Origin of the sequence: Sphingobium sp. HDIP04, assembly GCF_000445085.1 — a bacterium.
Lineage (GTDB): Bacteria > Pseudomonadota > Alphaproteobacteria > Sphingomonadales > Sphingomonadaceae > Sphingobium > Sphingobium indicum.
On record NZ_ATDO01000142.1, the window covers coordinates 77,038 to 102,519 of the forward strand.

The following is a 25,482-nucleotide window of genomic DNA, read 5'->3' on the forward strand; positions in this document are numbered from 1 at the left end:
TTATTCGACATTTGTGCAAGGGGATGGCGGCTTTTCCATTGCCGGCCGCTGTCAGGGCGGGAAGAACAGGGCAGGGCGCGAAACGGCGCAAGCCGATGATAGGGAGATAATGGATCATGATCGGGCAAAAACCATGCTTCAATCCTTCCCTGGTTGCCATCCGATGAGGGGGACGTCGTTCCTCTGCGCGCTGCTGCTGGCGGCTTCTGCCTGGCCGCTCGCCGCACAGATGCCTGCCGATCCGCTGGCCTTCGTCGATCCCCTGATCGGCACCGGCCCCGAAGGCCACACTTTTCCCGGAGCCTCCGCGCCCTTCGGGATGGTCCAGCTTTCGCCCGACACCGATGCGACCTGCCAGATCCGCGAATGCTATGCCCATGCGGCGGGCTACAGCTATCATGATTCGACGATCCAGGGGTTCAGCCATACCCATTTCTCCGGCGCGGGCCATTCCGACCTGGGCGACATATTGGTGATGCCGCAGGCCGGAGCGGTCCGGCTCGATCCGGGCGATCCCGAACGGCCGGGCTCCGGCTATCGCCAGCGCTTCTCGCACGACAGCGAGACGGCGAAGCCCGGCTATTACGCCGTGACGCTGGCCGACAGCGGCATCCGCGCCGAACTGACCGCGGGCGAGCGGGTGGGCATTCACCGCTATGCCTTTCCGGCCGGGCAGGAGGCGCATCTGCTGATCGACCTGCGCTCCTCTCTTTACGATTATCCGGGCAAGATCCTCTGGTCCGGGCTGCACCTGCACCCCGACGGCACGCTGACCGGATTTCGCGAGACGCGGGGATGGGCGGCCGGCCGCAAGCTGTTCTTCGCCATGCGCTTTTCCGCGCCGCTGAAGGACCATGCCTTCATCGACCGGGATCAGGCGGTTCCCTATAAAGGCTTCCAGGCGCCGGGGCGGGGCAGCGACGCGCTGGCCGAGAAGCTGGGCAAGGCGCTGGAGGCAAGGCTCGACTTCGGCAGGCTCCATGGCCCGTTGGAGGTCCAGGTCGCGCTTTCAGGGGTGGACGAAAGCGGGGCCATCGCCAATCTCGATGCCGAAGGCGCGGGTTTCGACACCGTCAGGAGGAGGACCGAGGACGCATGGCGGCAGGCGCTCGGGCGGCTGAAGATGGATGCGCCGGAGCCGATGCTCAGGAATCTCTACACCGCGCTCTACCATACGCTGCTGGCGCCCAGCATCTGGAGCGACATCGACGGGCGCTATCGCGGGCCGGACGATCAGGTTCATGTGGCGAAGGACTTTACCTTCCGCTCCACCTTCTCGCTATGGGATACGTTCCGGGCCGAACATCCCTTGCTGACGCTGGTCCAGCCGGAAAGGACGACCTCCGACGTCGTCAACTCGCTGATCGCCAGCCGGGACCACAGCCCGCACGGAATATTGCCGGTCTGGCAGTTCGCCGGGCGGGAGACATGGACGATGATCGGCTATCATGCTGTGCCGGTGATCGCGGACGCCTATCTCAAGGGCATAAGGGGCTTCGACGCGGACAAGGCGCTGGCCGCCATGGTCGCCAGCGCGGACCATGCGCCCTATGGCGGGCTGGGCGACTATATGAAGCTAGGCTATGTGCCCATCGACCGGGAGCCGGAGGCGGCATCGAAGACCGTCGAATATGCATTTGACGACTGGACCATAGCCCGCATGGCGCAGGCCATGGGGCGCGGCGACGTGGCCCAGCGCTTCCTGGCCCGTTCGGGCAACTGGCGCAACAGCTTCGACGCCAGCACCGGCTGGCTGCGGGCGCGCAAGGCCGACGGCAGCTTCCGCACCCCGTTCGATCCGACCGCGATCAACTATGGTTCGGATTATACGGAGGGGAATGCGTGGCAATATAGCTGGTTCGTGCCGCAGGATCAGGCGGGGCTGTTCCGCCTGCTGGGCGGCGATGCCAGGGCGATCGCTAAGCTCGACGCCATGTTCGAATATGACATGTCGAAGCTCGACTACAGCCATGCCGAGGATATTGCCGGGCTGATCGGCCAATATATCCACGGCAACGAACCCAGCCATCATGTCGCCTATCTCTACGCTTATGCGGGCGCGCCCTGGCGGACGCAGGCGCGGCTCAAGCAGATCGTCGAGACCCAGTACAAGCCGACGCCCGACGGGCTGTCGGGCAATGACGATCTGGGGCAGATGTCGGCCTGGCTGCTGTTCACGGCGCTGGGCTTCTATCCCGTCACGCCGGGGTCGAACCAATATGTCATCGGTCGCCCCTTCGTCCGACGCGCGGTACTGACGCTTCCCAACGGCAAGCGCTTCACGGTGGAGGCGGAAAATCTGACCGACGCCAATGTTTATGTAGGTGCGGTCGAACTGAACGGACGGCCGCTGCGGCGGAGCTGGATCGCGGACGGGGAGATTCGCAAGGGCGGGACGTTGCGCTTCAGCATGCAGGCAAAGCCGAACCGGAAATGGGGCAGGGGAGCGGGAACCCGGCCTTATTCGCTTTCTACCGCGCCGGCTGAGCGGTGATGGGCGTGGCAAGGATTGAACTTGCGACCCCTGCGATGTCAGGCAGTGGGAGAAGGGAAATTCTGTCAATAAATTCAATTTGATATGGAAATTGACAGATCCGCATTCCCTGAACTTGCTCAACTCAGTCATCGTTATCGCTCCTGCAATTTCAGGATGCATTCGGCCAAGGCAAGGTCAAGCTCACCCCGTGATGTTTGACGTGCTCCCCTGGAATGTGACCGATATTGAGTAGAGTCCGACACGAAGGAGTCGGACGGAATGAAGCACAGCAGGTTCAGCGAAGAGCAGATCATCGACAAGATCATCTCAATGTATGCGCGGCATGAGCACGCGGGAGATCACCGGGCATCTGCGCGAACTGTACGGCATCGAGGCCTCGCCCGATCTGATCAGCACGATCACCGACGCGGTGCTGGAGGAAGTGGCGGTCTGGCAACAGCGTTCGCTGGACCCGGCCTAACCGCTGGTTTTCTTCGATGCGATCCGGGTCAAGATCCGCGACGAGGGGATGGTTCGCAACAAGGCGATCCATATCGCCCTGGGTGTCATGGCCGACAGGACCAAGGTGGTCCTTGGGCTATGGCTGGAACAGAATGAAGGCGCCAAGTTTTGGCTGCGTCATGAACGAACTACGCAACCGCGGCGTTGAGGATATCATGCTGGCCGTCGTCGACGGCCTCAAGGGCTTCCCCGATGCCATCACCGCCGTTTTTCCCGAAGCGATGGTTCAAACATGCATCGTCCATCTGCTGCGCAACTCGATGGATTTCGTGGCATGGAAAGATCGCAAGACGCTTGGAACCGCCCTGAAGGCCATCTACCGTGCCGTCGATGCCGCGGCCGCTGAGCAAGCGCTGACAGCCTTCGAAGCGAGCTTCTGGGGACAGCGCTATCCCGCCATCGGCCAGAGCTGGCGCCGGCCTTGGCCCGAGGTCATTCCCTTTTCGCCTTTCCCGACGAGGTCAGGCGGATCGTCTACACAACGAATTCGATAGAGGCTTTGAACTCCAAGCTGCGCCGGGCCGTTCGAGCGCGGGGCCATTTCCCCAACGATGAGGCGGCCACCAAGCTCCTCTATCTGATCTTGAACCGATCGGAGAAAGAGTGGAGAATGCCGCCGCGTGAGTGGAACATGGCAAAGGCCCAATTTGCCGTGCTCTTCGGCGAACGCTTCATCAGGGCCATGACGGCCTGATGGTCAACCGCCTCGCCGCACACGAAATTCCTTACAGGCCTCTCCTGGTTGTAATCCTCTGCCCAAGCGGCGATCACCACCCGGGCATGGTCCAGGCTCAGGAACAGGGTCTCGTTGAGCAGCTCGTCGCGCATCCGACCGTTGAAGCTCTCGACGTAACCATTCTGCATCGGCTTGCCCGGGGCGATATAGTGCCACTCCACCCCGACTTCCCCGCACCAGGCGAGGACGGCGTTCGAGGTCAGCTTGGTGCCATTGTCGCTGACAATCATCCCAGGTTTGCCACGTCCGGCGATCAGCTCGCTGAGCTCGCGCACCACCCGACGCCCCGAGATCGAAGTGTCCGGCACCGCGCGCAGGCACTCGCGGGTTACATCGTCGACGATGTTGAGCACTCGGAACCGGCGTCCCGTAGCCAGCTGATCATGGACGAAGTCCAGGCTCCATCGCTGGTTGGGTAGCGCCAGAACCGGAGCCGGTGCCCGTGCGCCGATGGCACGACGCCGGTTGCACCTGCGTCGGACCGCCAGCTTCTCCTCGCTATAGAGACGCTGTGTCTTCTTCCGGTTGATCACCACGCCCTCCCGCCGCAGCAGGATGTGCAGCCGACGATAGCCAAACCGGCGGCGCTGCTGCGCAAGCTCGCGCAGCTTCGACCGAAGGTCAGCATCATCTTCCCGCTGTGACCGATAGCGCATGCTCTTCCGGTCAGCGCCGATAACACGGCACGCCCGCCGCTCGCTCATCCCCAGTACCGCCTGGAGACGAGCGACCGCCTCTCGCTTGGCAGCGGGCGTTACCAATTTTTTGCGAGAAGATCCTTCAGGCCGGCATTATCCAGCATCGCCTCGGCCAGCCGTCGCTTCAGCTTGGCGTTCTCGTCCTCAAGCGCCCGCAGCCGCTTGGCCTCCGAGACTCCAGACCACCATATTTGGCCTTCCAGTTGTAGATCGTCGCTTCCGACACGCCATGGCGACGAGCCAGGTCGGCAGTCTTCGCGCCAGCCTCCTGCTCCTTCAGCACGCCGATGATCTGCTCTTCTGTGAACCTTGCTCGCTTCATTCGTCCGTCCTTCCATCAGGCCAGACTCTAATCAAGCTTGGAGGAAAATCCGGGGGTCAGGTCAGGCGCAGGGGTGTACCATTGAGAGCATCCGATTCCTGATCGAAAAGACCGCCTGCTTGACCGTCTGCGCGACAGGATCAATGCACGGCAGGAAAAGGCGTTGACTCGCATGATGCGGAAGGATTGGACGGCTTCGTCGGAGGCCTGAGTGCCCACAATTATCGCACCATCACCGATGCCGCCTCGTCGACCGCAACCCGTGATCTAGCGGAACTTGTCAAACTCGGCGCGCTGGATCGGGTCGGCGAGCGGCGCTACGCGCGCTATCATCTGACAATTGTCAACAGAAAGGGCGATGTCGGCGCAGACGGGTAGCGATCCTGCCCGGCCCGGTCATCGCGGGTCAGATAAGCGCGGCGAAAATGTTCGACGCCTGCTTGGGCTTGCGCAGAGTATAATGGTGATGCATTTTCCGGATTGCTTTATGTCGTTCAAACGAAGCGTCTGGAACAGGGCGGCTTAAAGTGTCCCCGCATTCAGGACGGCGTAATGCGCCTTTCTGCCGCTGAACTGGGAGCACTCTTCGAGGGACTGGACTCGTGTCGGCTCCCCTTAACTAGGCTTGTTGATTTTTAGAGCGCTAGACAAGTGGTTCGAACGCAGATAGCGCCGACTTCGACACACCCACCACAGCAAGAGGAGACCGCCTAGGCTGATGATGGCACCAACCCGCTCCTGCCAGATGTAAATTCGCTCGACGCGATAATGACCGGGACGGGCATGGAAGCGGATGACGGGGCCTTGGTAAGGCACGACCTCATTGTTCCGCATGACGCGCCAGATCGGGAAAGCGGCGCGGCGCATCATCACCTCTCCCGCTCTGTTCACCGCCAGTTCGTCGCCTGCCTTGATGCTGCGCCACGCGCTGAGATCGGGCCAGCGATCGACTTCCCGTATGAACCGAGTGTTGAACCCCGCAGGAAGATACTCAACGGCATCAGGCAAATCGCGCGCTATCCTGGAGTAGGGCACCGGCTTGGTCAGATATTCTGCCGATTGCGGTATCCATTTTATATATGCGAACAGGGTCAGGCCCATTCCCAGACCCAAAAAGATGGGCTTGGGACGACAGGAGGGCATCGCCGTTATGGCAGCAAATTCGATGAGTCCCAGCAGCCGCCATGGAAATTGCGCGCGGCTGAACGGAGGAATGTCCCAGATGAAAGGGATGAGACCAAGCGCTGCCAAGCCTGCGATAAGGCTGATCAGGGTCCAGATGGAACGGGCGCCAAGAGAGAGTGAAATGAGTCCGATCACGAGCGCCGGAATGGAAAGCACCTGCAGCAGCGAGCCCGGTGCCAGCAGACCCCATGAGGAAGGTCGATACCAAGGCCCCCAGAGCAGTTGCGAGGAAACATGATCCTGCAGCGTGAGTGCAGGGAGCAGATAGAAGGCGGCCAGGCTTATGGCGAGTGCGCCGCTTGCAGCGAGAGGCCAGAAGACGCGGCGGTCCTGCATCATCCTGTGCAGCCCCAAGGGAGCAATCAGGAAGAAGCCGGTCAGCATCGCCATAGGCAGATGCGTCAAAATGAGGCCGCCATAGGAAAGTGTCAGCAGGAGAATGCCCCTGCGCTCAGGCAGGCGGGTGATTGCCAGAGCGATGGGCGGATACCAGATGAACGCCGCAAACTCCGCCAGTGCGCCGCGCACATAGAAGTCCATGAGATGATAAGGGGCTGCCATGTAGAGAATGGCGCCCAGCAGCGGATAGGTGCCCCGCTCAGAGAGCCAATGGTACATGGCGACGCCGGACAGCAACAGCACGACAAGCCCGGTCATGTTGATCGCGGCGAATGTGGAAAGGCCGAACGCATCGAAGGCGCCTGCTAACCAAAAGGTGATCGGCGGATAGAAATAAAAGGTGGGACTGCCCAATCCTTCAAAGCTATCCGGCAACCAGCGGGGGTAGAGGTTACCCTTCGCCATCTCGGCCCCGAACTGGCTGGTCCAGATATAATTGTAGCTAACCGAATGGGAGTCACCGGGACCCAGCAGAAGCGTCGGCAGCATGATGACCAGCGCTACCAGTGCGAGAAGGCCGACGTTCCAAACGCCGTTCCTGATCGTCATATTTTGCCATTCCCCATCACGAACATCCTCATTCGCTCGCAGAAAATGGTAAACATTATATTCACCTCCGCAGTTAGGTGATGGCTTGTTAACCATTTTCCGGGATAGCTTCTGCGCAAGGGGCGCCGACCCGCATGTGGGAATTAACGAGGAATGACCAAACCATCGCTACTGTCGATCGTCGTTCCGGTCTTCAATGAACAGGAAAGCATTTCGCTGTTCCTCGAGGCGGCGCGGCCTGCAGTCGCGCAAGCGCTTGGTCTCATGGGCGAGGACGCACAGGCCGAATTTCTGTTCGTCAATGATGGCAGCACCGACCGCACCGGCGACATATTGGCGATCCTGGCTCGGCTGAACGCCGACGTTCATTATGTCGCCTTGTCGCGCAATTTCGGCAAGGAAGCCGCCTTGGCCGCAGGCATTGACCGAGCAAGGGGAGACGCGGTCATCCCGATCGATGTTGATCTTCAGGACCCGCCAGAGGTGATCGTCGCAATGGTGCGCCAATGGCTGGCGGGCGCGCGGGTGGTGAATGCCAGGCGTGTCGATCGATCGAGCGACGACTGGTTCAAACGGTGGAGCGCGCAAGGCTTTTATCGTCTGATCAACCGCTTGTCGGATCATCCCATTCCCGAAAATGTCGGTGATTTTCGATTGCTGGACCGACAGGCGGTGGACGTGATCAAGCAATTGGGTGAACAGGCGCGCTTCAACAAGGGTCTGTTTTCCTGGGTGGGCTTTAGCGTCGCTACCGTCGATTATGAGCGCGCGCCGCGCGAGGCGGGGAGCAGCAAGTGGCGGCTTGGCAAGCTTTGGGCGCTGGCGATTGATGGCATTACCGCTTCGACAACCATGCCGCTGCGGATCTGGTCCTATATCGGCGGCAGCATTGCGCTGATGGCGTTCGCCTATGCCGCGTTCTTGGTTCTGCACACACTGTTCACCGGAGTGGACACCCCGGGCTATGCCTCGATCATGGTCGCCGTGCTGCTGCTGGGCGGTCTCAATCTGATGAGCCTCGGCATCATTGGCGAATATCTGGGCCGCGTCGCGCAGGAAGTGCGCCATCGGCCGCTTTATGTCGTGGCCGAGGAAAGCGAACCCGTTGTTTCGCCTGCCGCTGAAATCCCCACAGAGGAAGAAATATGGATCGATCAGCCTATGCGAGCATGAGCGCGCAGGAGCAGGATCATTGGTGGTTCGTTGCTCGGCGCACCATCATCGACAGCCTCGTTCGCGCCCATGTTCCTCTCCCCTCAAAGGCGCGCATATTGGAAGCGGGTTGCGGCACTGGCGGCAATCTCTCCCTGCTCGCGCAATATGGCGCTCTCGACGCGATGGAATATGACGCCGATGCCCGCGGCCACGCTTCCGCGCGAGCCCTGTGCCGGGTGGAGGCAGGGGCCTTGCCCGACGCGATCGGGTTCGGCGACGCTCGCTATGACCTGATCGCATTGCTCGACGTACTGGAGCATATCGATGCGGACACGGCTTCGCTAAAGGCTCTCGGCGCAAGGCTGGCGCCGAACGGACGGCTGCTGCTGACCGTGCCTGCCGCGCCCTGGCTGTGGTCGGACCATGACGAACTGCATCATCACAAGCGCCGGTACACCCATGCCGGCTTGTTGGATGTCATCCGCGCCGCTGGGCTGAAAGTCGGGGTCTCAGGCTATTTCAACAGCCTGCTGTTCCCGCTCGCAGTTGCTCAACGTATGGCCCACCAGCTGTTGGGCCGCGACGCGCCGCTGGATGCGCGACCGTCGCCGCTCGTCAACGCCGCACTGCAGCGGGTTTTCGCGGCAGAGCGGCATTTGCTCGGCCGTGTTTCTTTTCCAATCGGCCTGTCACTTTACGCCATCCTGTCCGCCTGACGCCGCTTTCCGCGGATCCGACGAGCGAGGCCAACTTCCGTTCCAGCAGCGCGCTGGCTCGTTCGCCGATGCATGAGCCGGACGAAGGGGACGGATGAGTGCGGGAACCTTATCCACCGGAGCCAGGTAGGAACCCCTTGGGAAGGTAGCGAAGGTCTGATCCCAGGCCTTGAAGAAGCTGCAGCGCACCTCTGGCGCTGGAGGATTGATGAACGCCCGCCGAATCTCGGCAAAGCCGGTCATGCTTCCGATCGCTAGCACCGCCACCAGCCAGCGACGCATCGTCGCCTGCTCGGCCAATTGATCGCTGACCATCGCCGCAATCAGTGCCAGCGCCGTGATCGATCCTCGCATCATGAAGTCGTTCGACCATCCGACCTGCACAAAAGGAACCAGCATCAGCCAGATAAAGGCCAGCCACAGGCTGTCCCGACCGAACCGGATCGACTTTCCGGCGATCAGCAGCGGAACAAGGAAGGGCAGCGTTTCGAGTGATTGAAATATCAGCCATTGGACGAAAGGAACGGGCATGAACCGGATGCCGACATCGTCACCGGCGGCGCCGAGATAGACGAGCATCGGAAGGCTCAGGAGCAGAACGGCGGCGGGAATCAGAATATCCCGCCACTGAAGCGCGCGAGCGATCAGCATTCTAGCCCCCGCCAAGGCGACGAAGGGCATGGCCGCTAAAAGTCCCAGCGGCGACCAGAGCGCCGTCATCGGCAGCAACGCCAGCCAGGGCGCCAGCGGCATCCGCCTGTCCCGCCATAGCATATAGCCGACCGCGCCGACCCATGCGGCGATGGCGTGTTGCGGCACCCAGAAGAGCAAGGTGATGGTCGAGGAATATTGGAGGAAGGCCCAATCTTCCATGTGACCGGTGAGCGTTCCCTGCACGAGGAGATCGCCGATCGCGTCCATCCCGGAGAAACAGAGGAATACCGCCAGAGCGACGAGGCGTGAACGACGGTTGGGAAATAGCTGGCTGGCCAAGGCGAGCAGCAGCGCGACCAGGGTCGCATTCTGCAGGAGCAGGGCGATGTCTCCCGCTCGCGGACCGAATGCCTTGAACATGAGGGCAGGCACCAGGAACATGCCGATCGGCGCACGCAGCAGGTCCGGCTCCGGCCGAGTCGTATAGACGAACGGCCAGGAATTGATCCCCATATCCCGCAACACGGCGAAGCGCACCTGCCAGTCCACATTGGCGTAGAAAAACCGCCCTTCGCCGCTCAACAGCAGCAGGGTGAAAGCAATGAGAAAGCAGGTCAGCAATGTGCCCAGGTTCAGGCGACGCGTATCGCTGACCTCATTGATCACCTTGACGGTGAAGAAACAAAGCCCCGCCAGCAGCATGCCGCCGAGTGCATAAGCCCATAGGGGCGCGATATCGAGAAAGCGCCAGAGCAGCAGCTGACTGCCACCCATCCACCCCACCAGAAACGCCCAGATCCAGCCTTGCGCGACCGAGGCTGCCCGCCATTTCCGGTCTGACGAAGTGACTATATCGACGCGGTTGGACGGCTCAGCGATATGAGCCAAGGCTGATGCTTCCCCCATGCCGCCGGTCCTAACGGCTTTTAGGTTGCGGGTCGATAATGCGCATAGCGGTCTGGCCTTCTCCAAAAGGGGTCCTTGATGACACCTATTTTCAGATCCGTGGAAGCGGCAGCCTATGCTGTAACCTGCAAATCGACTCCTTAACCTTTAAGCAGGAGCTTTTGGTTAACATGTCCTTGCCGAACGGTTAGAGAGAAAAGATATGCAGCTGGTCAAGCGTTCCTATTCCCATGTCATGCACGTTTGCGCCAGACTTGGACCGTTGGAAAAGCTTCTACATGAGGCGCGCGACAGGGATCCGTATCGCTGGCATCGTTGGGCCGCATCCCTGCTCGCCATTCATGATGTGAAACGCATGGTCGCGCTCGACCTCCCTTGGTGGAATGTTCAGGCCACCCGGGAAGTAGAAGCATTCCTCGCTGGGCGTGCCAAGGCACGGGTATTTGAATATGGCGCGGGAGCAAGCACTGCATGGCTGGCACGTCGTGCGGCCACTGTGACTTCCGTCGAACATCATGCCGAATGGCAAAAACTGATCTCTCCCATAATAGAACGGCTTGGTAACGCGCAGCTTTGGGGCAAGGAACTGGCAGGCGACGCCTATATTGGGGCGATTGACGAAGCCGGCGGTGAATTCGACCTGATCGTCATTGATGGCCGCCGCCGTGTCGAATGCTTGGCACGCGCACTGCCGCATTTAAGAAAGGACGGTCTCGTCCTCTTCGACGATTCTGGCCGCCGCCGCTACCGCGCAGCCATCCGGAACTGCGGCTTGAAGGAAGAGCGACATTTCGGTCGTTCCTACTGTGTGCCATATCCTGATTTTACCAGCATCCTCCATGTCTGAAGCAGGGGATGTACCTGGCGCGTCCATCCTTGGCAGGGCAAGCCGCTGGGCAGGCGGCGCAGTGCTGGTTGCCAGTCTCGGGTTTATCGGTGATCGGCTCTGGCACCTGCAATGGTCGAGCCTGCAGGACCATACCTCCTGGCCGTTCGCCATTGGTTTAGCAGGGGCCTGTGCATCTTTTGCTGCAGCCGACCATGCGCTGGCTAGAGCTTGGGTTGCGACTAGCGATCCCATTGCCTTGGTGCCGAGGCGGGATCTGGTCCGCGCCTACGCCCGCGGTATTCTCATGAAATATCTTCCTGGTTCAATATTCCAATATGTAAGCCGCCATGCTGGAGGGCGCCAAGTCGGCCTTGCTCATGGCCAGCTTGTTCGTTCGACTGTCACGGAGGTCGGACTGCATGTTGTTGGAAGCCTCACCGTCGCGGCTCTGTGCCTGCTCACCAATCGCATGCCCTTTATGGCTGGTGCAGGCGCGGTCATCCTGATTGCAGGAGCAACGGTGACGCGCCGCCCATTGCTTATTGCCCTTGCCCTCCAGATTGCGGCCTTTGGACTGTTCGCGTTGGCAGCCGTGCTGGTCGGGGCGTCTATCCTGCCCAGTGGGACGGGGCTCGGCCAATTCGCCGCCCTGTTTATGCTGGCTTGGCTTGCCGGCTTCGTCATCCCGGTTGCGCCAGGAGGACTGGGCGTTCGAGAGGCAGCTTTGTTGGCACTGGCTGGTGACGGGATGTCTGCGACAAGCCTGCTTGCCGCAGTTCTTGCCTTGCGGGTCGCTTCCCTTGGAGGCGATCTGACCTATGGGCTTGGCACCATGGCGGTCACGCGTTCGAAAACAACGGGAAAGCCGTTCAGAACGGCATGAAGTAGGGTTCTTTAGGCGGGTTGGAGACTGGCTTAGCAAGCCTGTTACCCCATAGCAGCCGCGCACTTTCTTCCTCGGCAGACAAAATATATGTTCCCCGGTTTAAGGTTATGACTTCATCCTTGGCGAAGCGACGGCCCTCAATGATCATTGCACCGTCGCGAACCGTATACGCTCCCGGCACCCTCACATTCCATTTCACGGGGCGGTTGCCAGTCGTCACAATCTTACCCGCTATCCAAAATGGACCCCAGAACGGAACATAGGTATCTCGGATCGCGGCGAGGTCCTGCGGCAGCAGAACGCCGACCTTATTCTTGGTGCGGAGCGCATCGTCGAACATCCAGTCATTCTTGACCAGCAGTGGCACGGGTTCACGCTTCATCGCTTCAACCATGCTTGGCAGATTACCCGTTAGATAATGCTGAATGCCCCATGGCGTCATGAAGATGTTCACCTTCGGAAAGGTGCCCAGCATCGCGCAGGCGTCAAAATAGGAAACCCCTTTGGGGAAAAGCCGCTCTGCCTCCCGCTGTATCTGGCGCTGACGCTCTGTCGTATTCTCCGGTTCGATGACGAGCACTGCACTAGCACATAGTAGCATTACTCCAGCGATGAAGCGTGCTCCATATCGGCGCTGCGCGACCGCGATCGCTGGACTTGCTGCCACCGCCACGGGAGCCATCATGAAAACATAATAATAGGGTGCCGTGTTCTGATAAAACAGCAGCGTGGTAAGCGGTAGCCACATGCCCGTCAGCGCTATCTTGTGCGCATTGCTGCCGCTTTCGCGCCAAATCACGGCAGGTGCGGCGAGTGTCGCGATGGCAAGGAGGGGGGAGGTGATGGCGAAAACGAAAATGAACCAGCGATAGAGCGGATTGCCCAGCGTGAACATGCTGCTGCCCGCGCGCGAAACAAGATTGCGGGCCTCGTCACCGCTTTCTTCACCCAACGTTCCGGCGTGCAAAGCGTAAATAAGCGCCGCGAACGACATCACGCCGAAAGCCAGTACAACGAGCCGCACAAGATCCTCGCGCTGCCGTCCGCCTTCTGTCCACAGTAGCCAGGCGATGCCGACGAACACCGGTGCGTACAGCATCGTCTTCACGGTAAGTACGGTCGATGTCCCGGCCAACAAGGCGGCAGCCAGCATGGTGGGCGGGCGCAGCCCCCAGCGGAGCAATAACCACGCAGACGTCATCAGCAGCGCCGTCGCGGGTGGATCGAAGCGAAATGAGGTGCCATGCCGAAAAATGAAACTGGCGCTCAGGTAGGCGAGGGCGCAGAGCAGTCCCGTCGTCCGGTCGGTGAAACGCGTCGCCATCCCTGCGATGCAAGCCAGCGTAGTCAGTTCGCAGGCCAGCATGAATAAACGGATGATGATGATGTGTTCAACGCCCAGCCCTGGTAATCCGGGCACCCAGACAAAGGCCCTTGTGTACAGGGTTTGGAGTGGCTCGGTCAGTGTGCCGTTCGCCAATTTGACGACTTGACTGTAGTGATAGAATTCATCCCAGTTGATTGCCCGGTTGAGCACCAAAGGTAGTTGCAGGGCCAGAGTCGCCAGCAGGGCCGCGACGACCCATCTGAGCGCCTTGCCTTCGGATGTGGTGCGCCCCGTCGCAAGCGGTGGGGATTGTTCGATGGCGATATCCATGGTCAGGCGATCCGACGCCCAGTAAGGGGCGCCTGCTCCTCCGCAGGCTGCGCATCCTGTATCAAAACCAACCGATCTTCTATCCGGCGCAGATGAACCAGATTGGCTTCGATCAGCTTGCGGTTGGCGGCGATCAGATCGGCCAATATGCCCATGACAGCAATGAGCGCACCAAGCACCAGCAATGCACCGCCCAGTACCAACGATTGCACATGACCCTGTCCATCGCCGGACAGATAGAAGAACAAGAATCTTACGATCGGCATCATCCCTATCAGGATGATCAGCGCGCCTGTTCCCACAAAAACCCGCAGCGGATTGTAGGTTGTGTATGCCCGCGCCATGGTGATGCCGGTATTCAGGATGAAACGCGGAATTGACTTGAACAGCCGGGATGGCCGCAGCGTCGCGTTTGTGCTGATGGGCACGCTGCGGATCGCCAACCGTTTGCGGCCAGCCTGGATCAGCATGTCCGTCGTATAGCTGAACTCCGTCGTGATATTGATGCGTGTCGCCGCTTCTCGGCTGATCGCGCGAAAGCCGCTCACCGCGTCGTTGATGTGCGTGTTTGATAGGCGCTGAACCATCGCGCTGCCCAGTTGCTGCAGATGGCGCTTGATAAGACCGAAATGAGCATTGTTCGCGACCCCGCGATCCCCGATCACGATATCCGCCTCGCCGGCCAGAACCGGCATGACGATCTTTTCGATGTCTTGACCAGCATATTGGCCGTCTGCGTCAGTGTTGACGATGATGTCCGCGCCGGCGCGCAATGAGGCATCAATACCGGACCGGAAAGCATCAGCCAGCCCTCGGTTCGTGCGATGGCGCACAATATGATGGACCCCGCATCTGCTTGCAACCTGCGCGGTATTGTCGACGCTGCCGTCGTCAATCACCAGGATTTCGATCGTATCGATACCTGGAAGCTGGCGAGGTAGCGCAGCAAGCGTCTGAGGCAAATCTTCCGCCTCGTTGAAACATGGAATCTGAATGATCAGCTTTGTCACGCTCGCCCCCCGAGCAGAATAGCCCGCCCCGTCCGGGGTTTCGCACGAGCCGTTCTGAGGAAGCGTAAACTATGAACATTATCAGCTCAACCTCAAAACCCGGCTGAGCAAATGCCGGGGCAAGGCAGACCGGCAACGCTGCCTAGCGCGGGGGAAGGTCGAATCGAAGGACTGGTCGATGCTTCATCGGCGAGGACGAGTTCACGGATAGCATAGTGCCCTGGGTTGGACTTGTAACGGTTTTGCGCCGGTCACCTGAGAGTTCAAGGCTCTTTCAAGGAGACCGACGAGATGATCAAGCATAGTGAAGAGTCAAGCAGGAGGCGGTGCGCGTTGCGCTGACCAGCGGGTTGCCGCGCGAGCGGGTCGCGTCGGATTTGGGGATTGGCAAGTCGACGCTGAACTAATGGGTTTCGCATTATCGTCCGTCTGACTTGGTGGCAGCGCCGCAGGCAGATCTGGCACGAGAGAATGAACGGCTTCGCCTTGAGAACCGCGTGCTTCGGGAGGGGAGGGAAGTCCTAAAAAAGGCCACCCAGTTCTTCGCGAGCCAAAGGCCGTGAGGCTCGCCTTTGTGCACAGTTGGCGGCATCGTTGGCCGGTGGAGTTGATGTGCCGTGTCTTGCAGGTCAGCGAGCGCGGCTATCGGTCCTGGCGCTCACGCCCGATCAGTCGCCGGGAGCGCACGGATATGAAGGTTCTCGCCCATATCAGGGAGCAATATAGCCTGAGCCTCGGCAGCTATGGTCGTCCGAGGATGACGATGGAGTTGAAGGACGCAGGGATCAATGTCGGCGAGCGTCGCGTAGGGCGGCTGATGCGGATCAACGGGATCAAGTCGGTCCGACCCGCAGGCACAGCTGCCATCTTCCAGTACATCAACGGCTTCTACAATTCCCGGCGTCGCCATTCATATCTGGGCGGCATCAGCCCACTCGCCTTTGAGGCCAAGGTGGCATAATGAGATAGGTGGCCGGCACAAAACCGTTACAAGTCCAGTCGGTCTGATCAGCGCCCTTGCCACGATAGTGGTAGCTCGATCGTTCCGCCCGGAGCACAGCGCAGGCCCACCGGATACTGACCTGCCAGGTGCCGCGAACGTCATCGACCAGTTGGCACCGCTGATCAGGCCTCAAAGCTTTCGCGAGACCACATCCTGCAGCATCGCCTTGTCCAGGCTGAGGTCCGTCACCAGACGCTTGAGCTTGGCGTTCTCCTCCTCGAGCTGGCGCAGCCGCTTCATCTCCGACGGCATCAGCCCCGCGTATTTTTGCGCCAATTGTAGTAGGTCGCCTCGCTGATCCCGGCCTTGCGGCACACCTCGCCGACCGACGTCCCGTCCTCAGCCTGCTTCAGCACGAAGGCGATCTGCGCCTCCGAAAACTTCGTCCTCTTCATCGTTCACTCCGTATCCTGACCCTCCGATCATAACTGGAATTTTCCAGCTCCAAACGGTCCAGGATTGCGGGTGCAGGTCAAACGTCACGGGGTGAGCTTAACACCTTCCGAAAGTCGCACCACCTCACTCTTTAGCGTGGCGGCAGTCTGCTCTTGTCCGGAGACTAGTAAGAGCTTAATGCCGCAATCGGTCTCTCTGGCCGGAGGAAATTAGCGTTTGGATATGCACCACGATACTCAGCTCCAGCTCCAGGCTGACGAAGCAAAGCGGCCAAAAAAGATCATTGAACGCCTGAAGCATTGGCGCGGATTCTGCTTGTTCGTGATTGTTCCGTCCCTGCTGGCGACGATCTATTTCGGATTGATCGCTTCGGACGTGTATGTCTCGGAGTCTCGCTTCATCATCAAGTCGCCTGATCGCAAGCAAGGCTCGATCTCCTCGCTCGCCGGTCTGATACAGACCACCGGGCTATCTGCTGGCCAGGAGCAGACCAAGGAGATCATGGATTATCTCCGTTCGCGCGATGCGTTGCGCGACCTGAGCAAACGCGTCGATGTCCGCGGGATTTTCATGTCCTCTGCGGCTGACCCGATCAGCCGATTTCCAAAGATTTTTGATAAAGATAACTTTGAACATCTTTATGATTATTACGGGTCCATGATGGATACCCGTCTCGATCATGAGACCGGTATGGCCGTACTGAAGGTTAACGCCTATGATCCAGCCCAAGCCCAGGTTTTGAATGAAAACCTGCTGCAGTTGAGTGAGGGACTCGTTAATCGTTTGAACGAGCGAGCCAGTACCAAGACGATCCAGGAGGCGGCAGATCGCGTTGCAGCGGCGGAAGCCCGGGTGCGGAAAGCGCGCGCTGACTTGAGCCAATACAGGAATAAATCCGAACTGCTCGACCCCAAGCAACAGGGCATGGGCGTGCTGGAGGTTTCCAACCATTTGATCGCACAAGAGGCTGCTCTTCGCGCGCAGCTTGCTGAAGTTCAGCGGGTCACGCCAGGCCACCCCTCCATTCCAGCCCTGCGCCAGCGCATCGCCGCTCTCTCTGAGCAAATCGCCTCTCAGACGGGCCGCGCTGTAGGTACCCCGACAGGCATCGCTTCAAAGTTGAGCGGATATGAAAATCTGGTGGTTGAACAGGAATTTTCCACCCAAATGCTGACAGCCGCCAATGCTTCGCTTGAACAAGCCCGCGCGGATGCTTTAAAGCAGCACTATTATCTGGAGCGGGTTGTTCAGCCAAACAAGCCTGACGATGCGCTTCTGCCAGCGCGGCTCAAGGAAATTTTGACTGTCATTTTTGCAAGCCTGTGCCTCTATCTGATTGGATGGATGCTGGTGGTTGGTATTCTAGAGCACGCGCCGGAAGACTGATGAAACGCTTGAAAGACGGCTTGCGCATCCAGATGCTGGTGGTGAAGGCGCTGATGATCCGCGAACTCACCACGCGCTTTGGTCGCGAGAATATCGGCTTTCTGTGGCTCATGGCAGAGCCGCTCATGTTTGCTGGACTGGTAGGCCTTGTTTGGACCCTCATGAAGGGTACCGAAATGCATGGTATTAGCGTGGTTGCCTTTGTGGTCAGCGGCTATGTTCCATTGACATTCTTCCGCCATGGAGTGAGCAAATCGGCGAATATCTTCGTCGCCAACGGCGCACTTCTCTATCATCGCCAAGTAAAGATCCTCGATTTCATTTTCGTTCGTGTACTGATCGAGATGATCGGTTCGATGATGGCCTTCGTCTTCATTGCGGTCATTTTGGGATATTTTGAACTATTTCCGATGCCGCACGACTTGGGGTATCTGCTGGCGGGTTGGGGTATCTATGTCCTGTTCGTATTATCGATCTGTACCGTGATCGCTCCCTTGTCCGAGGTTTCCGAGCTCGTCGAAAAGCTGATCCCGGTTACCACCTACATCGCTATACCTTTTTCGGGTACATTCAATCTTGTGTCCTGGCTTGCGCCTGAGGCGCGTTCGTTCCTCATGTGGTCGCCTATGGTGAGCGGGATGGAGCTTATGCGGTACGGCATTTTTGGCTCTGCAATGCAGCCTTATTACGACATATCCAAAGCGATTACCGTTTCGGTATGTTTCCTTGCTATCGGTCTTCTCATGTGCCGTCGAATACGGCGAACGCTGGTGATTGGATGATAATCTGTCAGGACGTTCACAAACGGTATCGGAGCGGTCATAGAATCAAGACCGTCCTTCAAGGCGTGAACTTCACCATCAATCCAAAGGACCGGATCGGCCTTCTGGGGCGGAACGGGGCAGGCAAAACGACCCTGATCAAGCTCATCGGCGGGGTGGAAATGCCGACCTCAGGCAAGGTTATTCGGTCGATGCGCTGTTCCTGGCCATTAGGGTTCAATGGTGGATTTCAGGGCAGCATGACGGGCTATGACAATGCCCGCTTCATCGCGCGCATCTATAACAAGCCTTATGATGAGATGCGCGATTTCATCGAGGAATTTACCGAACTGGGTAGCCAGCTGCGCATGCCGGTCAAAACCTATTCGTCAGGTATGCGTGCCCGACTGGCATTCGCGCTTACATTGGCAATTGAGTTCGAATGCTACCTGATCGACGAAGTTATCATGGTCGGTGACCGCAACTTCCAACTTAAGTGTCAGGCCGAGTTCTTTGAAAAACGGCAGGATCGGGCACTGCTTCTCGCATCGCACAGCGCGGATTTTATCGAGCGCTACTGTAACCGCGCCATCATCCTTCAGGATGGTACGGCGACAGTTCATGAGGATGTCAAGGAAGCGCTCCAGATTTACGCGGCCTTGTGAGTTACAAGGGTATCCCACCGGTCAGGCTGAGCGATGACCGGCAACTGCAATCCGATCAATCTGTTCGTCTGATCCAGCGCTGATGAGTGAAGTGGACGCCTGAGCACCGCGCATAAAATCCTTTATCTCGGTCGTGGAGATGCCTTCGGTTCTTGGAAGATATACCACCTTTACCAAGTCAGACAGATCGTCGAATTTCCCTGTCCAATCATGGCCCATTCCAAATATATCGGCCTTTTCCCTTATTATATCTTCCCTTTTCTGTTCCCAGTTGTCTTCAGGAAATACATCAGAGACGTACCGGCACGACAGAAGAATCTCTCGCCGATGTGCATAGGGTACAACCGTTTTCTTCCCTTTCAAATTATTGAACTCGTCAGTTGAACATCCGATGACGAGACGATCTCCTAAGCTCTGCAAACGCTTCAACAGGCGGACATGACCAAAATGAAAAAGATCAAATGTCCCATATGTAATAACTGTTACCATTTAGGATCCCTTTTTGATTTGCATGATTTTATCACTGTTAAGAACATTTTTTTGAAATATTTCAGCTATATCATAAGATGAAAAATTATTAATCGCCGTATCGCGAGCCACCGATCCTATATGCTCCCGGAAGCGGGCATCTTTTGCGAGTTTCAGGGCAGCGTGCGTCCATTCATCTGGTGTTCGCGCAACCAGGATATTATTGCCATCGTGCATGAGGGTTGTGCCCGACGCCGGGGGGGGTGAGGTGATGGTTGGAACCGAATGCAATCCAGCCTCAAAAAATCCAAGCTCGCCTTGGTGAAGTGCGCCTGCCGCGTGAGGTGCGAGGCAGATGTCCATTTCCTCGAGCAACTCGTGAAACGCGTCATGGCTTAGATGAGGGTGGTAGACCCAGCCTTCCGGCAAAGCCTCCCATCCTGATGCCTCGTAAGGCAGGCCAACAATGTGGAATTCCACGTCCTCGATCTCTGAACGGATCCCGCCTGCAATCACGCGCAGCGCTTGAAGGCTGGAGCTGTGATTCGCATCATCTGCAAGATAGCAGATGCGGATAATGTCGTTCCGGCACTTCGGCTTGCCCTTCGAATAGCGAGCGATGGTGGCAGCGCTCAGCGAATAAGGGACATAGGTTGCCTGGTGGCCCTTTCTCTCCAGCAGGTCGGCCAAGCCCGGTGTCGCGGCGGTAAGGTGGGTTGCAGATTCGATGAGTTTCCTGAGATTTGCCGATTGCAGCCGCATTGCTGGCTGTCGCTCAGGATTCATTTTGTAGAATGCTGCCTGTTTCAGTAGTTCGCCATCGACTGAAACGTCAGCAATATCGACGACGACCTTCTTGCCGGATCGCCGAAAAGCTTCGGCTAGGTCCAGCATCTGATCGGTAATAGTAGCGCCACAGAATATCAGGACGTCTGCCTGTGCTGCATGGTCGATCGACAGGCTATCGCCGGCAATGATCTGGCTATCCCATCCCATATTGTCCAATTCGGATGCCAGATTGAATATACGGTAGCGCGCTGAAGCATCGTGCTCCCGATCAAACACCCACAATATATTGTCCTGAATTGCAGAATGACGGCAGGCACCATTGATATCCAAGATATTTGAACTGCCTTTATTAGTAGATATAACTCTCTCTATGACCCGGCTAGAATTCTGATCATCATAATAATCAATGAACAAGCGCCTCTTATGATTGTACATGGCGATATCTGAATCGCCCATACCGTTCATGGCGCTTTCTAAAGCCGAATATAGTTCATCAAATGTCCTGGCGACCTTCCCCGGGAAGGACCATTCGAGATCGTAGAAAAGGCCCCTCTCGCTATTTGCATAGCGATCATAATCATAGGCGAAGCTGACCACAGGCCTTCCAGTCAGAAGGAAATCTATAAAAATGCTGGAATAATCCGTCGCAACGACGGCAGCCTCCCGCAGAATGACCTCCACGGAAGGAAACAGGGCCTCGGGGAGGGCCAGAAAATCCTCTCCATAAAAGCGACTTGTATATTGGCGCGCGCGATCGGCCATATGTTCGCGTATGCCCATCACATAGCCGTTGCGCTTGAGCAATGAGGTCAGGGCGTTCTGCTCCTCAGGAGAGAAGGCGTAATATCCATCCTGTTGATCGTGACGGAATGTCGGCGCAAAAAGAATCAGCTTCCTGCCATTCAACAGAAGGCGGAGCTGGGACAGCTGTTCCTTCAGGTCATTAGGTAAAAGGCTCTCTGGCTTCAGGATAAAATCATGACGCGGTAGCCCGGTGACCCAGATATCATTAATGGTAAGTGGCCAATAGGCGGCAGCCATGGCGTTCCGGTCTATTTGAGAGGCCGCGATTACGGACGTGAGAAGCTTATTCTGTTCCGCTATGGTCTTGAGCCGGTGCTGGTTATCCAATGACGCATAACCAATCCGTTTGAGCGGAATTCCGTGCCAGAGATTATGAAAGCAATGCAACTCAGGCGACAGGCGAACCCCCAGATTCGATTCAACCCCATGCTTCAAAAATATATGGCGAGCACGCAGGAGGTAGAATTGTCCTTCCCGGCTGTTAAGCGGCAAAACAACGACGTTGGCACCGTCGACATTGACCAGCTTTGAACGCGTTAGGATAATTTTTTTTATATCAGGGTCACTCTTAACTTCTTCAAATAAGGCTCTGACATTGTCTCCAAACAAATGATTATATGCGCATACCGTAAATACCCACCAATCATCATATTTAGGAGTTTCTCTGTCTAATTCTATTAATTCATCATCCGAAAGTGGCGGGTTTATATCCAATAATTCGAAATCTTGATTTATATATATCTTCGAATTGTCTCCGGTCCTCCGAAGATTTTTTTCGTAAACCGATAGGCACTTGGAGATGCCAGCTGCTCGAACCCTGTCTTTCCAGTCGCCCAGGTTCGCCAACTGATAGTGATTTTCCACAAGATGATATTTTTTGAGAAGCGGGAACCCCTGGCCAATGAGGGAGAAGCTCGTTTCCGTGAAGACGGGCTGATGCGGATAAACCTTCCTGATGAAGGTATCGAAATCATGTCCCTGCGAAATGAGCAGGCGGGTCAGGCCGATTTCATACTTCCGTATAACATGCAGCTTCTCGCTCTCCTGGACAACGCCATTCAAGGCGTCGCGGACGCACTGGTTGGAAAAGGCTGGCTTCCGCAGCACCAGAAAATAGGAACCGACCAGGAAATCATAGATTGGCTGTTGCTCGAAGCGCCCCAGCCAATCGCTCTTTATGGTGTCGAGATCGATTGCCTCTGGAAGCGCCTGCGTGGCGAACGTCGTCGCGATGCCCTTGGTTGCCTGCAAGCCCCACCAGTCGCAATCGCGGCCGTCCATTTCCACGAAGACATCCTGTAGCGGGCGCATGAGGAAGCAGCTGTCATTAACCAGGATCAGTTCGTCGTAGCTGTCGATACGGTCCCACCCGACAAGCTGCTGGGCGAGCATCGACCAGGAGCCGAAGTCATGGCATCCGTGCCGCTTCGCCCATGCGCCCTTCGTCAGATTTTCCAGCTTTGCCAGTTCTTGGGGTGCGATATGGCAGTCCGCCAGATAATAGACATCCGCGTACTGCGCCAAATCGGCAATATATTCGACGACGACCGGGTCGATCAGCCCGTCTGGATCATAGCCGGCGAATAAGCAGATGCGCTTGGGCTTGTCGGGCCGCTCGCGATAGCTTGTTGAAGGGCGGAAGGAGATTGGGAGGGCGGGACGCGTCAGATGTCCCTTTTGTGTGCCGATGGCGACATAATGGAACAGAGGGTCGATGGTCCAATTGCTGCCCAGGTAGACTTGCGCATACCAGATCAGGTCGAATGCAGCGCTGGGATTGCGCCACTGGCGCCAACCATGGGTTGTGTAATGGTCAATGGGCGAGAGCCCAGATGAGCCAACATCCGAATTATTCTCAAGATAATAAGAAGGGTCGAATAAGCCGCTTCCTTGAACGGCGCGCTTATGGGAGGTCCATCGCCCCTCGGTTTTCCCTACCTTGATGTAATGGGCCAAGGGGTTCATCCCTGACGTAGCGACGTCAGGGTAGGCCTCAGTGTAGAAGAGGGTGTGGAAATGCGCGGAAGGGTCCCGAAGCTCCGCTGCGCCATGATCGATATAATGGCGTATTGGATCGACCTCGGCAACGTCGGGATACTGCGTCAGATAATAATCGACGTCGAACAATCCAGATGCAGAGATCGCGGAGTAGATGCGATGCTGATGCCGAATGAAGCCGGCGACAGCCGATTTGACCTTGCGTAAACCTGTTGCAACTCTCTTGCGGCTACTTCGCATCATTTCCCTGCTTGCTCGCTTGGACCTCCCCCAGAGGCATTTGCCGTCATTCAGGAAAGGTGATAGCTCATCACAGGCATGTCATGCAATTGTAACAAATGGATTTTGATCGGTTTGGCAAGCCGCTATCGCATTAATTTGCTCTCAGGTTCGAAAATCGGCCTCATGTTCGAGGAACCAGCAGTATGTATGAGTTAATCCCTCCTCCAGGTTAATTCGTGCCCTCCACCCCATGTTCGCGAGGCGGGATACCTCCATTAATTTTCGCATCGTACCGTCAGGCTTAGTTGGATCTGTTTCGATCCGCCCCTTGAAGCCTGTTATGCAAGCGATCTTTTCCGCAAGTTCCAAGATCGAGATGTCGATCCCTGATCCCACATTGATATGGCTCAACATGGCCTCGCTATTTGCTTGGTAAATATCTTTCGGCAGGTTGAGGACGAAAAGTGAGGCTTCCGCCATATCGTCGACATGCAGAAATTCCCGCATAGGCTTTCCGGATCCCCAGATCGTCACCGCCTGAGCACCCGACTGGACAGCCTCGTGAAACCGGCGGATCAGCGCTGGCAAGACATGGGAGTTTTCCGGATGAAAATTGTCACCTGGACCGTACAGATTCGTGGGCATCACTGAGCGGTAATCAACCCCATATTGCCGGTTGTAGCTCTCGCATAACTTGATCCCTGCGATCTTGGCGACGGCATATGGTTCATTTGTCGGCTCAAGTGTGCCTGTCAGAAGAGCGTCCTCTCGCATTGGCTGGGGTGCTTCTTTGGGATAGATGCACGAAGATCCGAGCAGCAGCAGCTTTTTGGTGCCGGCGGCAAAGGCCTGATGGATCACGTTGCACTCGATCATCAGGTTTTCGTAAATGAACTCGGCCGGATAGGTGTTGTTCGCATGAATGCCCCCCACCTTGGCTGCGGCGAGGATGACAACATCCGGACGTTCTGTCTGCATGAAGTCTCGAACGGCTTGTTGATTGGCCAGGTCAAGTTCGCTGTGAGTACGCACGATCAGATCCAGCGCTTCCCCCGCTTCCTTCCGTGCCTGAAGGTTGCGTAGAATGGCGCTGCCAACCATGCCACGATGGCCTGCGACATAGATTTTCATGCGCTTAGTTCTCCAGGCTTACCGGCACATGATGGCCATGCAATTTAAGCAGCGCATGACGCTGGGCCACTTTCAGGTCCTCTGCCACCATTTCGGCGCACATCTTTTGGACGGTGATTTCCGGTTCCCAACCAAGCCTTTCCTTGGCCCTGCCAGGATCACCCAGCAGCGTCTCCACCTCTGAAGGGCGAAAATAGCGAGGATCGATCCGCACGATCACGTCTCCCGCTTTTAGAGCAGGGGCCTTGTCGCCGGTCACGGACACTACTGTGCCAACCTCCTCCACGCCCTCGCCGGAAAAAGCGAGTTCAACCCCCAGCTCTGCCGCTGACCATGTGATGAATTCTCGCACGGAATATTGCAGGCCGGTTGCGATGACGAAATCTTCAGCCGCTTCCTGCTGCAGCATCATCCATTGCATCCGGACATAGTCCTTGGCGTGGCCCCAATCTCGCAGGCTGTCGATATTGCCCATGAACAAGCAAGGCTCAATGCCCTGCGCGATATTTGCGAGACCTCGGGTGATCTTCCGCGTCACGAAGGTCTCGCCTCGGCGGGGGCTTTCATGATTGAACAGGATTCCGTTGCAGGCATAAATGCCATAGGCTTCCCGATAATTGACGGTGATCCAATAGGCGTAGAGCTTCGCAACTGCGTAGGGGCTTCGCGGGTAGAAGGGGGTTGTCTCGCGCTGGGGGATTTCCTGGACGAGGCCGTAGAGTTCCGAGGTTGATGCCTGGTAGAAACGTGTCGTCTTCTCCAGACCGAGGAAACGGATGGCTTCCAGTAGGCGCAATGTGCCAATCGCGTCCACATCGGCGGTATATTCGGGAGCTTCGAAGCTGACAGCGACATGGCTCTGGGCGCCAAGGTTGTACACTTCGTCCGGACGAACCTCGGCAAGAATCCGTGTCAGGTTCGAACTGTCTGTCAGATCGCCATAGTGAAGCTTGAACCGAGCATTATCGTGGTGTGGATCCTGATAGATATGGTCAATCCGCTGCGTGTTGAACGAAGACGCGCGACGCTTGATCCCGTGAACCTCATATCCCTTTTCTAGAAGGAATTCTGCCAGATATGATCCGTCTTGTCCGGTGATTCCGGTAATAATAGCGCGCTTCATTGTTCAAGCGTCCTTTGATGATTAAATAGAAGATTC

Annotated in this window: 17 protein-coding genes and 5 pseudogenes; 12 read left to right on the forward strand and 10 right to left on the reverse strand. The window is 57.4% G+C overall.

Annotated elements, in window-relative coordinates; genetic code table 11:
* Positions 1 to 163 precede the first annotated feature (163 nt).
* Together L286_RS46555 and L286_RS46560 are read left to right on the forward strand one after the other, a co-directional pair.
* The gene (locus tag L286_RS46555) at positions 164 to 2,494 is read left to right on the forward strand and encodes a GH92 family glycosyl hydrolase (protein ID WP_021224074.1); all 2,331 of its coding nucleotides are present in this window, start codon (positions 164 to 166) and stop codon (positions 2,492 to 2,494) included.
* Positions 2,495 to 2,791: 297 nt separating this feature from the next.
* Positions 2,792 to 3,692: pseudogene (locus tag L286_RS46560) on the forward strand (IS256 family transposase); the annotation flags it as partial.
* 35 nt (positions 3,693 to 3,727) lie between these two features.
* Here L286_RS46560 and L286_RS49720 read toward each other — a convergent pair.
* Positions 3,728 to 4,754: pseudogene (locus L286_RS49720) on the reverse strand (IS3 family transposase); the annotation flags it as partial.
* 186 nt (positions 4,755 to 4,940) lie between these two features.
* On the opposite strand from L286_RS49720, the gene L286_RS49725 reads away from it, so the two are divergent.
* Complete coding sequence (locus L286_RS49725) at positions 4,941 to 5,132, forward strand: hypothetical protein (protein WP_021224076.1); 192 nt, start codon at positions 4,941 to 4,943, stop codon at positions 5,130 to 5,132.
* A 237-nt stretch (positions 5,133 to 5,369) separates the two neighbouring features.
* On the opposite strand, the gene L286_RS46580 is transcribed toward L286_RS49725, so the two are convergent.
* Positions 5,370 to 6,887 carry a hypothetical protein gene (locus tag L286_RS46580; RefSeq protein WP_021224077.1) on the reverse strand — a complete coding sequence of 506 codons (1,518 nt, stop codon included), beginning with the start codon at positions 6,885 to 6,887 and terminating at the stop codon, positions 5,370 to 5,372.
* Positions 6,888 to 7,040: 153 nt separating this feature from the next.
* Between L286_RS46580 and L286_RS46585 the strand changes: the two genes are divergently transcribed.
* Together L286_RS46585 and L286_RS46590 are read left to right on the forward strand one after the other, a co-directional pair.
* Positions 7,041 to 8,060, forward strand: coding sequence for a glycosyltransferase family 2 protein (locus L286_RS46585; RefSeq protein WP_021224078.1), 1,020 nt, complete (start codon positions 7,041 to 7,043; stop codon positions 8,058 to 8,060).
* Entirely contained in the window at positions 8,033 to 8,758 is a 726-nt protein-coding gene (locus L286_RS46590; RefSeq protein WP_031293648.1) for a class I SAM-dependent methyltransferase, read from the forward strand. Before L286_RS46585 ends, L286_RS46590 begins: the two co-directional genes overlap by 28 nt.
* Here the strand turns inward: L286_RS46590 and L286_RS46595 are convergent.
* Complete coding sequence (locus L286_RS46595) at positions 8,732 to 10,318, reverse strand: hypothetical protein (protein ID WP_238559352.1); 1,587 nt, start codon at positions 10,316 to 10,318, stop codon at positions 8,732 to 8,734. The two genes, L286_RS46590 and L286_RS46595, sit on opposite strands and share 27 nt — an antisense overlap.
* A 202-nt stretch (positions 10,319 to 10,520) precedes the next feature.
* Between L286_RS46595 and L286_RS48185 the strand changes: the two genes are divergently transcribed.
* Both L286_RS48185 and L286_RS48760 read left to right on the forward strand, forming a co-directional pair.
* A complete protein-coding gene (locus tag L286_RS48185) occupies positions 10,521 to 11,165 on the forward strand; it encodes a class I SAM-dependent methyltransferase (RefSeq protein ID WP_084498572.1) in 645 nt (214 codons plus the stop codon).
* A complete protein-coding gene (locus L286_RS48760) occupies positions 11,158 to 12,030 on the forward strand; it encodes a hypothetical protein (protein ID WP_152522360.1) in 873 nt (290 codons plus the stop codon). Before L286_RS48185 ends, L286_RS48760 begins: the two co-directional genes overlap by 8 nt.
* Here the strand turns inward: L286_RS48760 and L286_RS46610 are convergent.
* Together L286_RS46610 and L286_RS46615 are read right to left on the reverse strand one after the other, a co-directional pair.
* Positions 12,017 to 13,690 carry an ArnT family glycosyltransferase gene (locus tag L286_RS46610; RefSeq protein WP_021224085.1) on the reverse strand — a complete coding sequence of 558 codons (1,674 nt, stop codon included), beginning with the start codon at positions 13,688 to 13,690 and terminating at the stop codon, positions 12,017 to 12,019. The genes L286_RS48760 and L286_RS46610 overlap by 14 nt on opposite strands.
* A gap of 2 nt (positions 13,691 to 13,692) precedes the next feature.
* On the reverse strand, positions 13,693 to 14,700 hold the full coding sequence (locus tag L286_RS46615) for a glycosyltransferase family 2 protein (RefSeq protein WP_021224086.1): 1,008 nt from the start codon (positions 14,698 to 14,700) through the stop codon (positions 13,693 to 13,695).
* 326 nt (positions 14,701 to 15,026) lie between these two features.
* Between L286_RS46615 and L286_RS48190 the strand changes: the two are divergent.
* Together L286_RS48190 and L286_RS49880 are read left to right on the forward strand one after the other, a co-directional pair.
* A pseudogene (locus tag L286_RS48190) lies at positions 15,027 to 15,547 on the forward strand (IS3 family transposase); the annotation flags it as partial.
* A gap of 24 nt (positions 15,548 to 15,571) precedes the next feature.
* Positions 15,572 to 15,661 (forward strand): annotated as a pseudogene (locus tag L286_RS49880) (IS3 family transposase); the annotation flags it as partial.
* Between the two features lie 43 nt (positions 15,662 to 15,704).
* On the opposite strand, the pseudogene L286_RS49485 reads toward L286_RS49880, so the two are convergent.
* Positions 15,705 to 16,098 (reverse strand): annotated as a pseudogene (locus tag L286_RS49485) (transposase); the annotation flags it as partial.
* 223 nt (positions 16,099 to 16,321) lie between these two features.
* On the opposite strand from L286_RS49485, the gene L286_RS46625 reads away from it, so the two are divergent.
* The 3 genes from L286_RS46625 to L286_RS46635 are packed head-to-tail and all read left to right on the forward strand — an operon-like array spanning position 16,322 to position 18,911.
* On the forward strand, positions 16,322 to 17,485 hold the full coding sequence (locus L286_RS46625) for a capsule polysaccharide export protein (protein ID WP_021224090.1): 1,164 nt from the start codon (positions 16,322 to 16,324) through the stop codon (positions 17,483 to 17,485).
* The gene (locus tag L286_RS46630) at positions 17,485 to 18,267 is read left to right on the forward strand and encodes an ABC transporter permease (protein ID WP_021224091.1); all 783 of its coding nucleotides are present in this window, start codon (positions 17,485 to 17,487) and stop codon (positions 18,265 to 18,267) included. Before L286_RS46625 ends, L286_RS46630 begins: the two co-directional genes overlap by 1 nt.
* A complete protein-coding gene (locus L286_RS46635; protein ID WP_031293656.1) occupies positions 18,264 to 18,911 on the forward strand; it encodes an ABC transporter ATP-binding protein in 648 nt (215 codons plus the stop codon). Before L286_RS46630 ends, L286_RS46635 begins: the two co-directional genes overlap by 4 nt.
* A 21-nt stretch (positions 18,912 to 18,932) precedes the next feature.
* Here the strand turns inward: L286_RS46635 and L286_RS48195 are convergent, their stop codons facing one another.
* The 4 genes from L286_RS48195 to gmd all read right to left on the reverse strand — a co-directional run bounded on the left by L286_RS48195 (position 18,933) and on the right by gmd (position 25,446).
* Positions 18,933 to 19,400, reverse strand: coding sequence for an adenylyltransferase/cytidyltransferase family protein (locus L286_RS48195; RefSeq protein WP_084498573.1), 468 nt, complete (start codon positions 19,398 to 19,400; stop codon positions 18,933 to 18,935).
* Positions 19,401 to 23,213, reverse strand: a complete 3,813-nt coding sequence (locus L286_RS46640) for a CDP-glycerol glycerophosphotransferase family protein (protein ID WP_084498574.1) — start codon at positions 23,211 to 23,213, stop codon at positions 19,401 to 19,403. It lies immediately after the preceding gene.
* Between the two features lie 141 nt (positions 23,214 to 23,354).
* Positions 23,355 to 24,323 carry a GDP-L-fucose synthase gene (fcl, locus tag L286_RS46645; RefSeq protein WP_021224094.1) on the reverse strand — a complete coding sequence of 323 codons (969 nt, stop codon included), beginning with the start codon at positions 24,321 to 24,323 and terminating at the stop codon, positions 23,355 to 23,357.
* Positions 24,324 to 24,327: 4 nt separating this feature from the next.
* Complete coding sequence (gene gmd / locus L286_RS46650) at positions 24,328 to 25,446, reverse strand: GDP-mannose 4,6-dehydratase (RefSeq protein ID WP_021224095.1); 1,119 nt, start codon at positions 25,444 to 25,446, stop codon at positions 24,328 to 24,330.
* Positions 25,447 to 25,482: the final 36 nt, after the last annotated feature.

What these genes read in the sequence shown, in the direction of transcription:
- L286_RS46625 (WP_021224090.1), top strand. Translation starts at nt 16,322, where the DNA reads ATGCACCACGATACTCAGCTCCAGCTCCAGGCTGACGAAGCAAAGCGG.
- L286_RS46555 (WP_021224074.1), top strand. Translation starts at nt 164, where the DNA reads ATGAGGGGGACGTCGTTCCTCTGCGCGCTGCTGCTGGCGGCTTCTGCC.
- gmd (WP_021224095.1), bottom strand. Translation starts at nt 25,446, where the DNA reads ATGAAGCGCGCTATTATTACCGGAATCACCGGACAAGACGGATCATAT.
- L286_RS48760 (WP_152522360.1), top strand. Translation starts at nt 11,158, where the DNA reads ATGTCTGAAGCAGGGGATGTACCTGGCGCGTCCATCCTTGGCAGGGCA.
- L286_RS46610 (WP_021224085.1), bottom strand. Translation starts at nt 13,690, where the DNA reads ATGGATATCGCCATCGAACAATCCCCACCGCTTGCGACGGGGCGCACC.
- fcl (WP_021224094.1), bottom strand. Translation starts at nt 24,323, where the DNA reads ATGAAAATCTATGTCGCAGGCCATCGTGGCATGGTTGGCAGCGCCATT.
- L286_RS46595 (WP_238559352.1), bottom strand. Translation starts at nt 10,318, where the DNA reads ATGGGGGAAGCATCAGCCTTGGCTCATATCGCTGAGCCGTCCAACCGC.
- L286_RS46640 (WP_084498574.1), bottom strand. Translation starts at nt 23,213, where the DNA reads ATGATGCGAAGTAGCCGCAAGAGAGTTGCAACAGGTTTACGCAAGGTC.
- L286_RS46585 (WP_021224078.1), top strand. Translation starts at nt 7,041, where the DNA reads ATGACCAAACCATCGCTACTGTCGATCGTCGTTCCGGTCTTCAATGAA.
- L286_RS48195 (WP_084498573.1), bottom strand. Translation starts at nt 19,400, where the DNA reads ATGGTAACAGTTATTACATATGGGACATTTGATCTTTTTCATTTTGGT.
- L286_RS46635 (WP_031293656.1), top strand. Translation starts at nt 18,264, where the DNA reads ATGATAATCTGTCAGGACGTTCACAAACGGTATCGGAGCGGTCATAGA.
- L286_RS48185 (WP_084498572.1), top strand. Translation starts at nt 10,521, where the DNA reads ATGCAGCTGGTCAAGCGTTCCTATTCCCATGTCATGCACGTTTGCGCC.
- L286_RS46630 (WP_021224091.1), top strand. Translation starts at nt 17,485, where the DNA reads ATGAAACGCTTGAAAGACGGCTTGCGCATCCAGATGCTGGTGGTGAAG.
- L286_RS46590 (WP_031293648.1), top strand. Translation starts at nt 8,033, where the DNA reads ATGGATCGATCAGCCTATGCGAGCATGAGCGCGCAGGAGCAGGATCAT.
- L286_RS46580 (WP_021224077.1), bottom strand. Translation starts at nt 6,887, where the DNA reads ATGACGATCAGGAACGGCGTTTGGAACGTCGGCCTTCTCGCACTGGTA.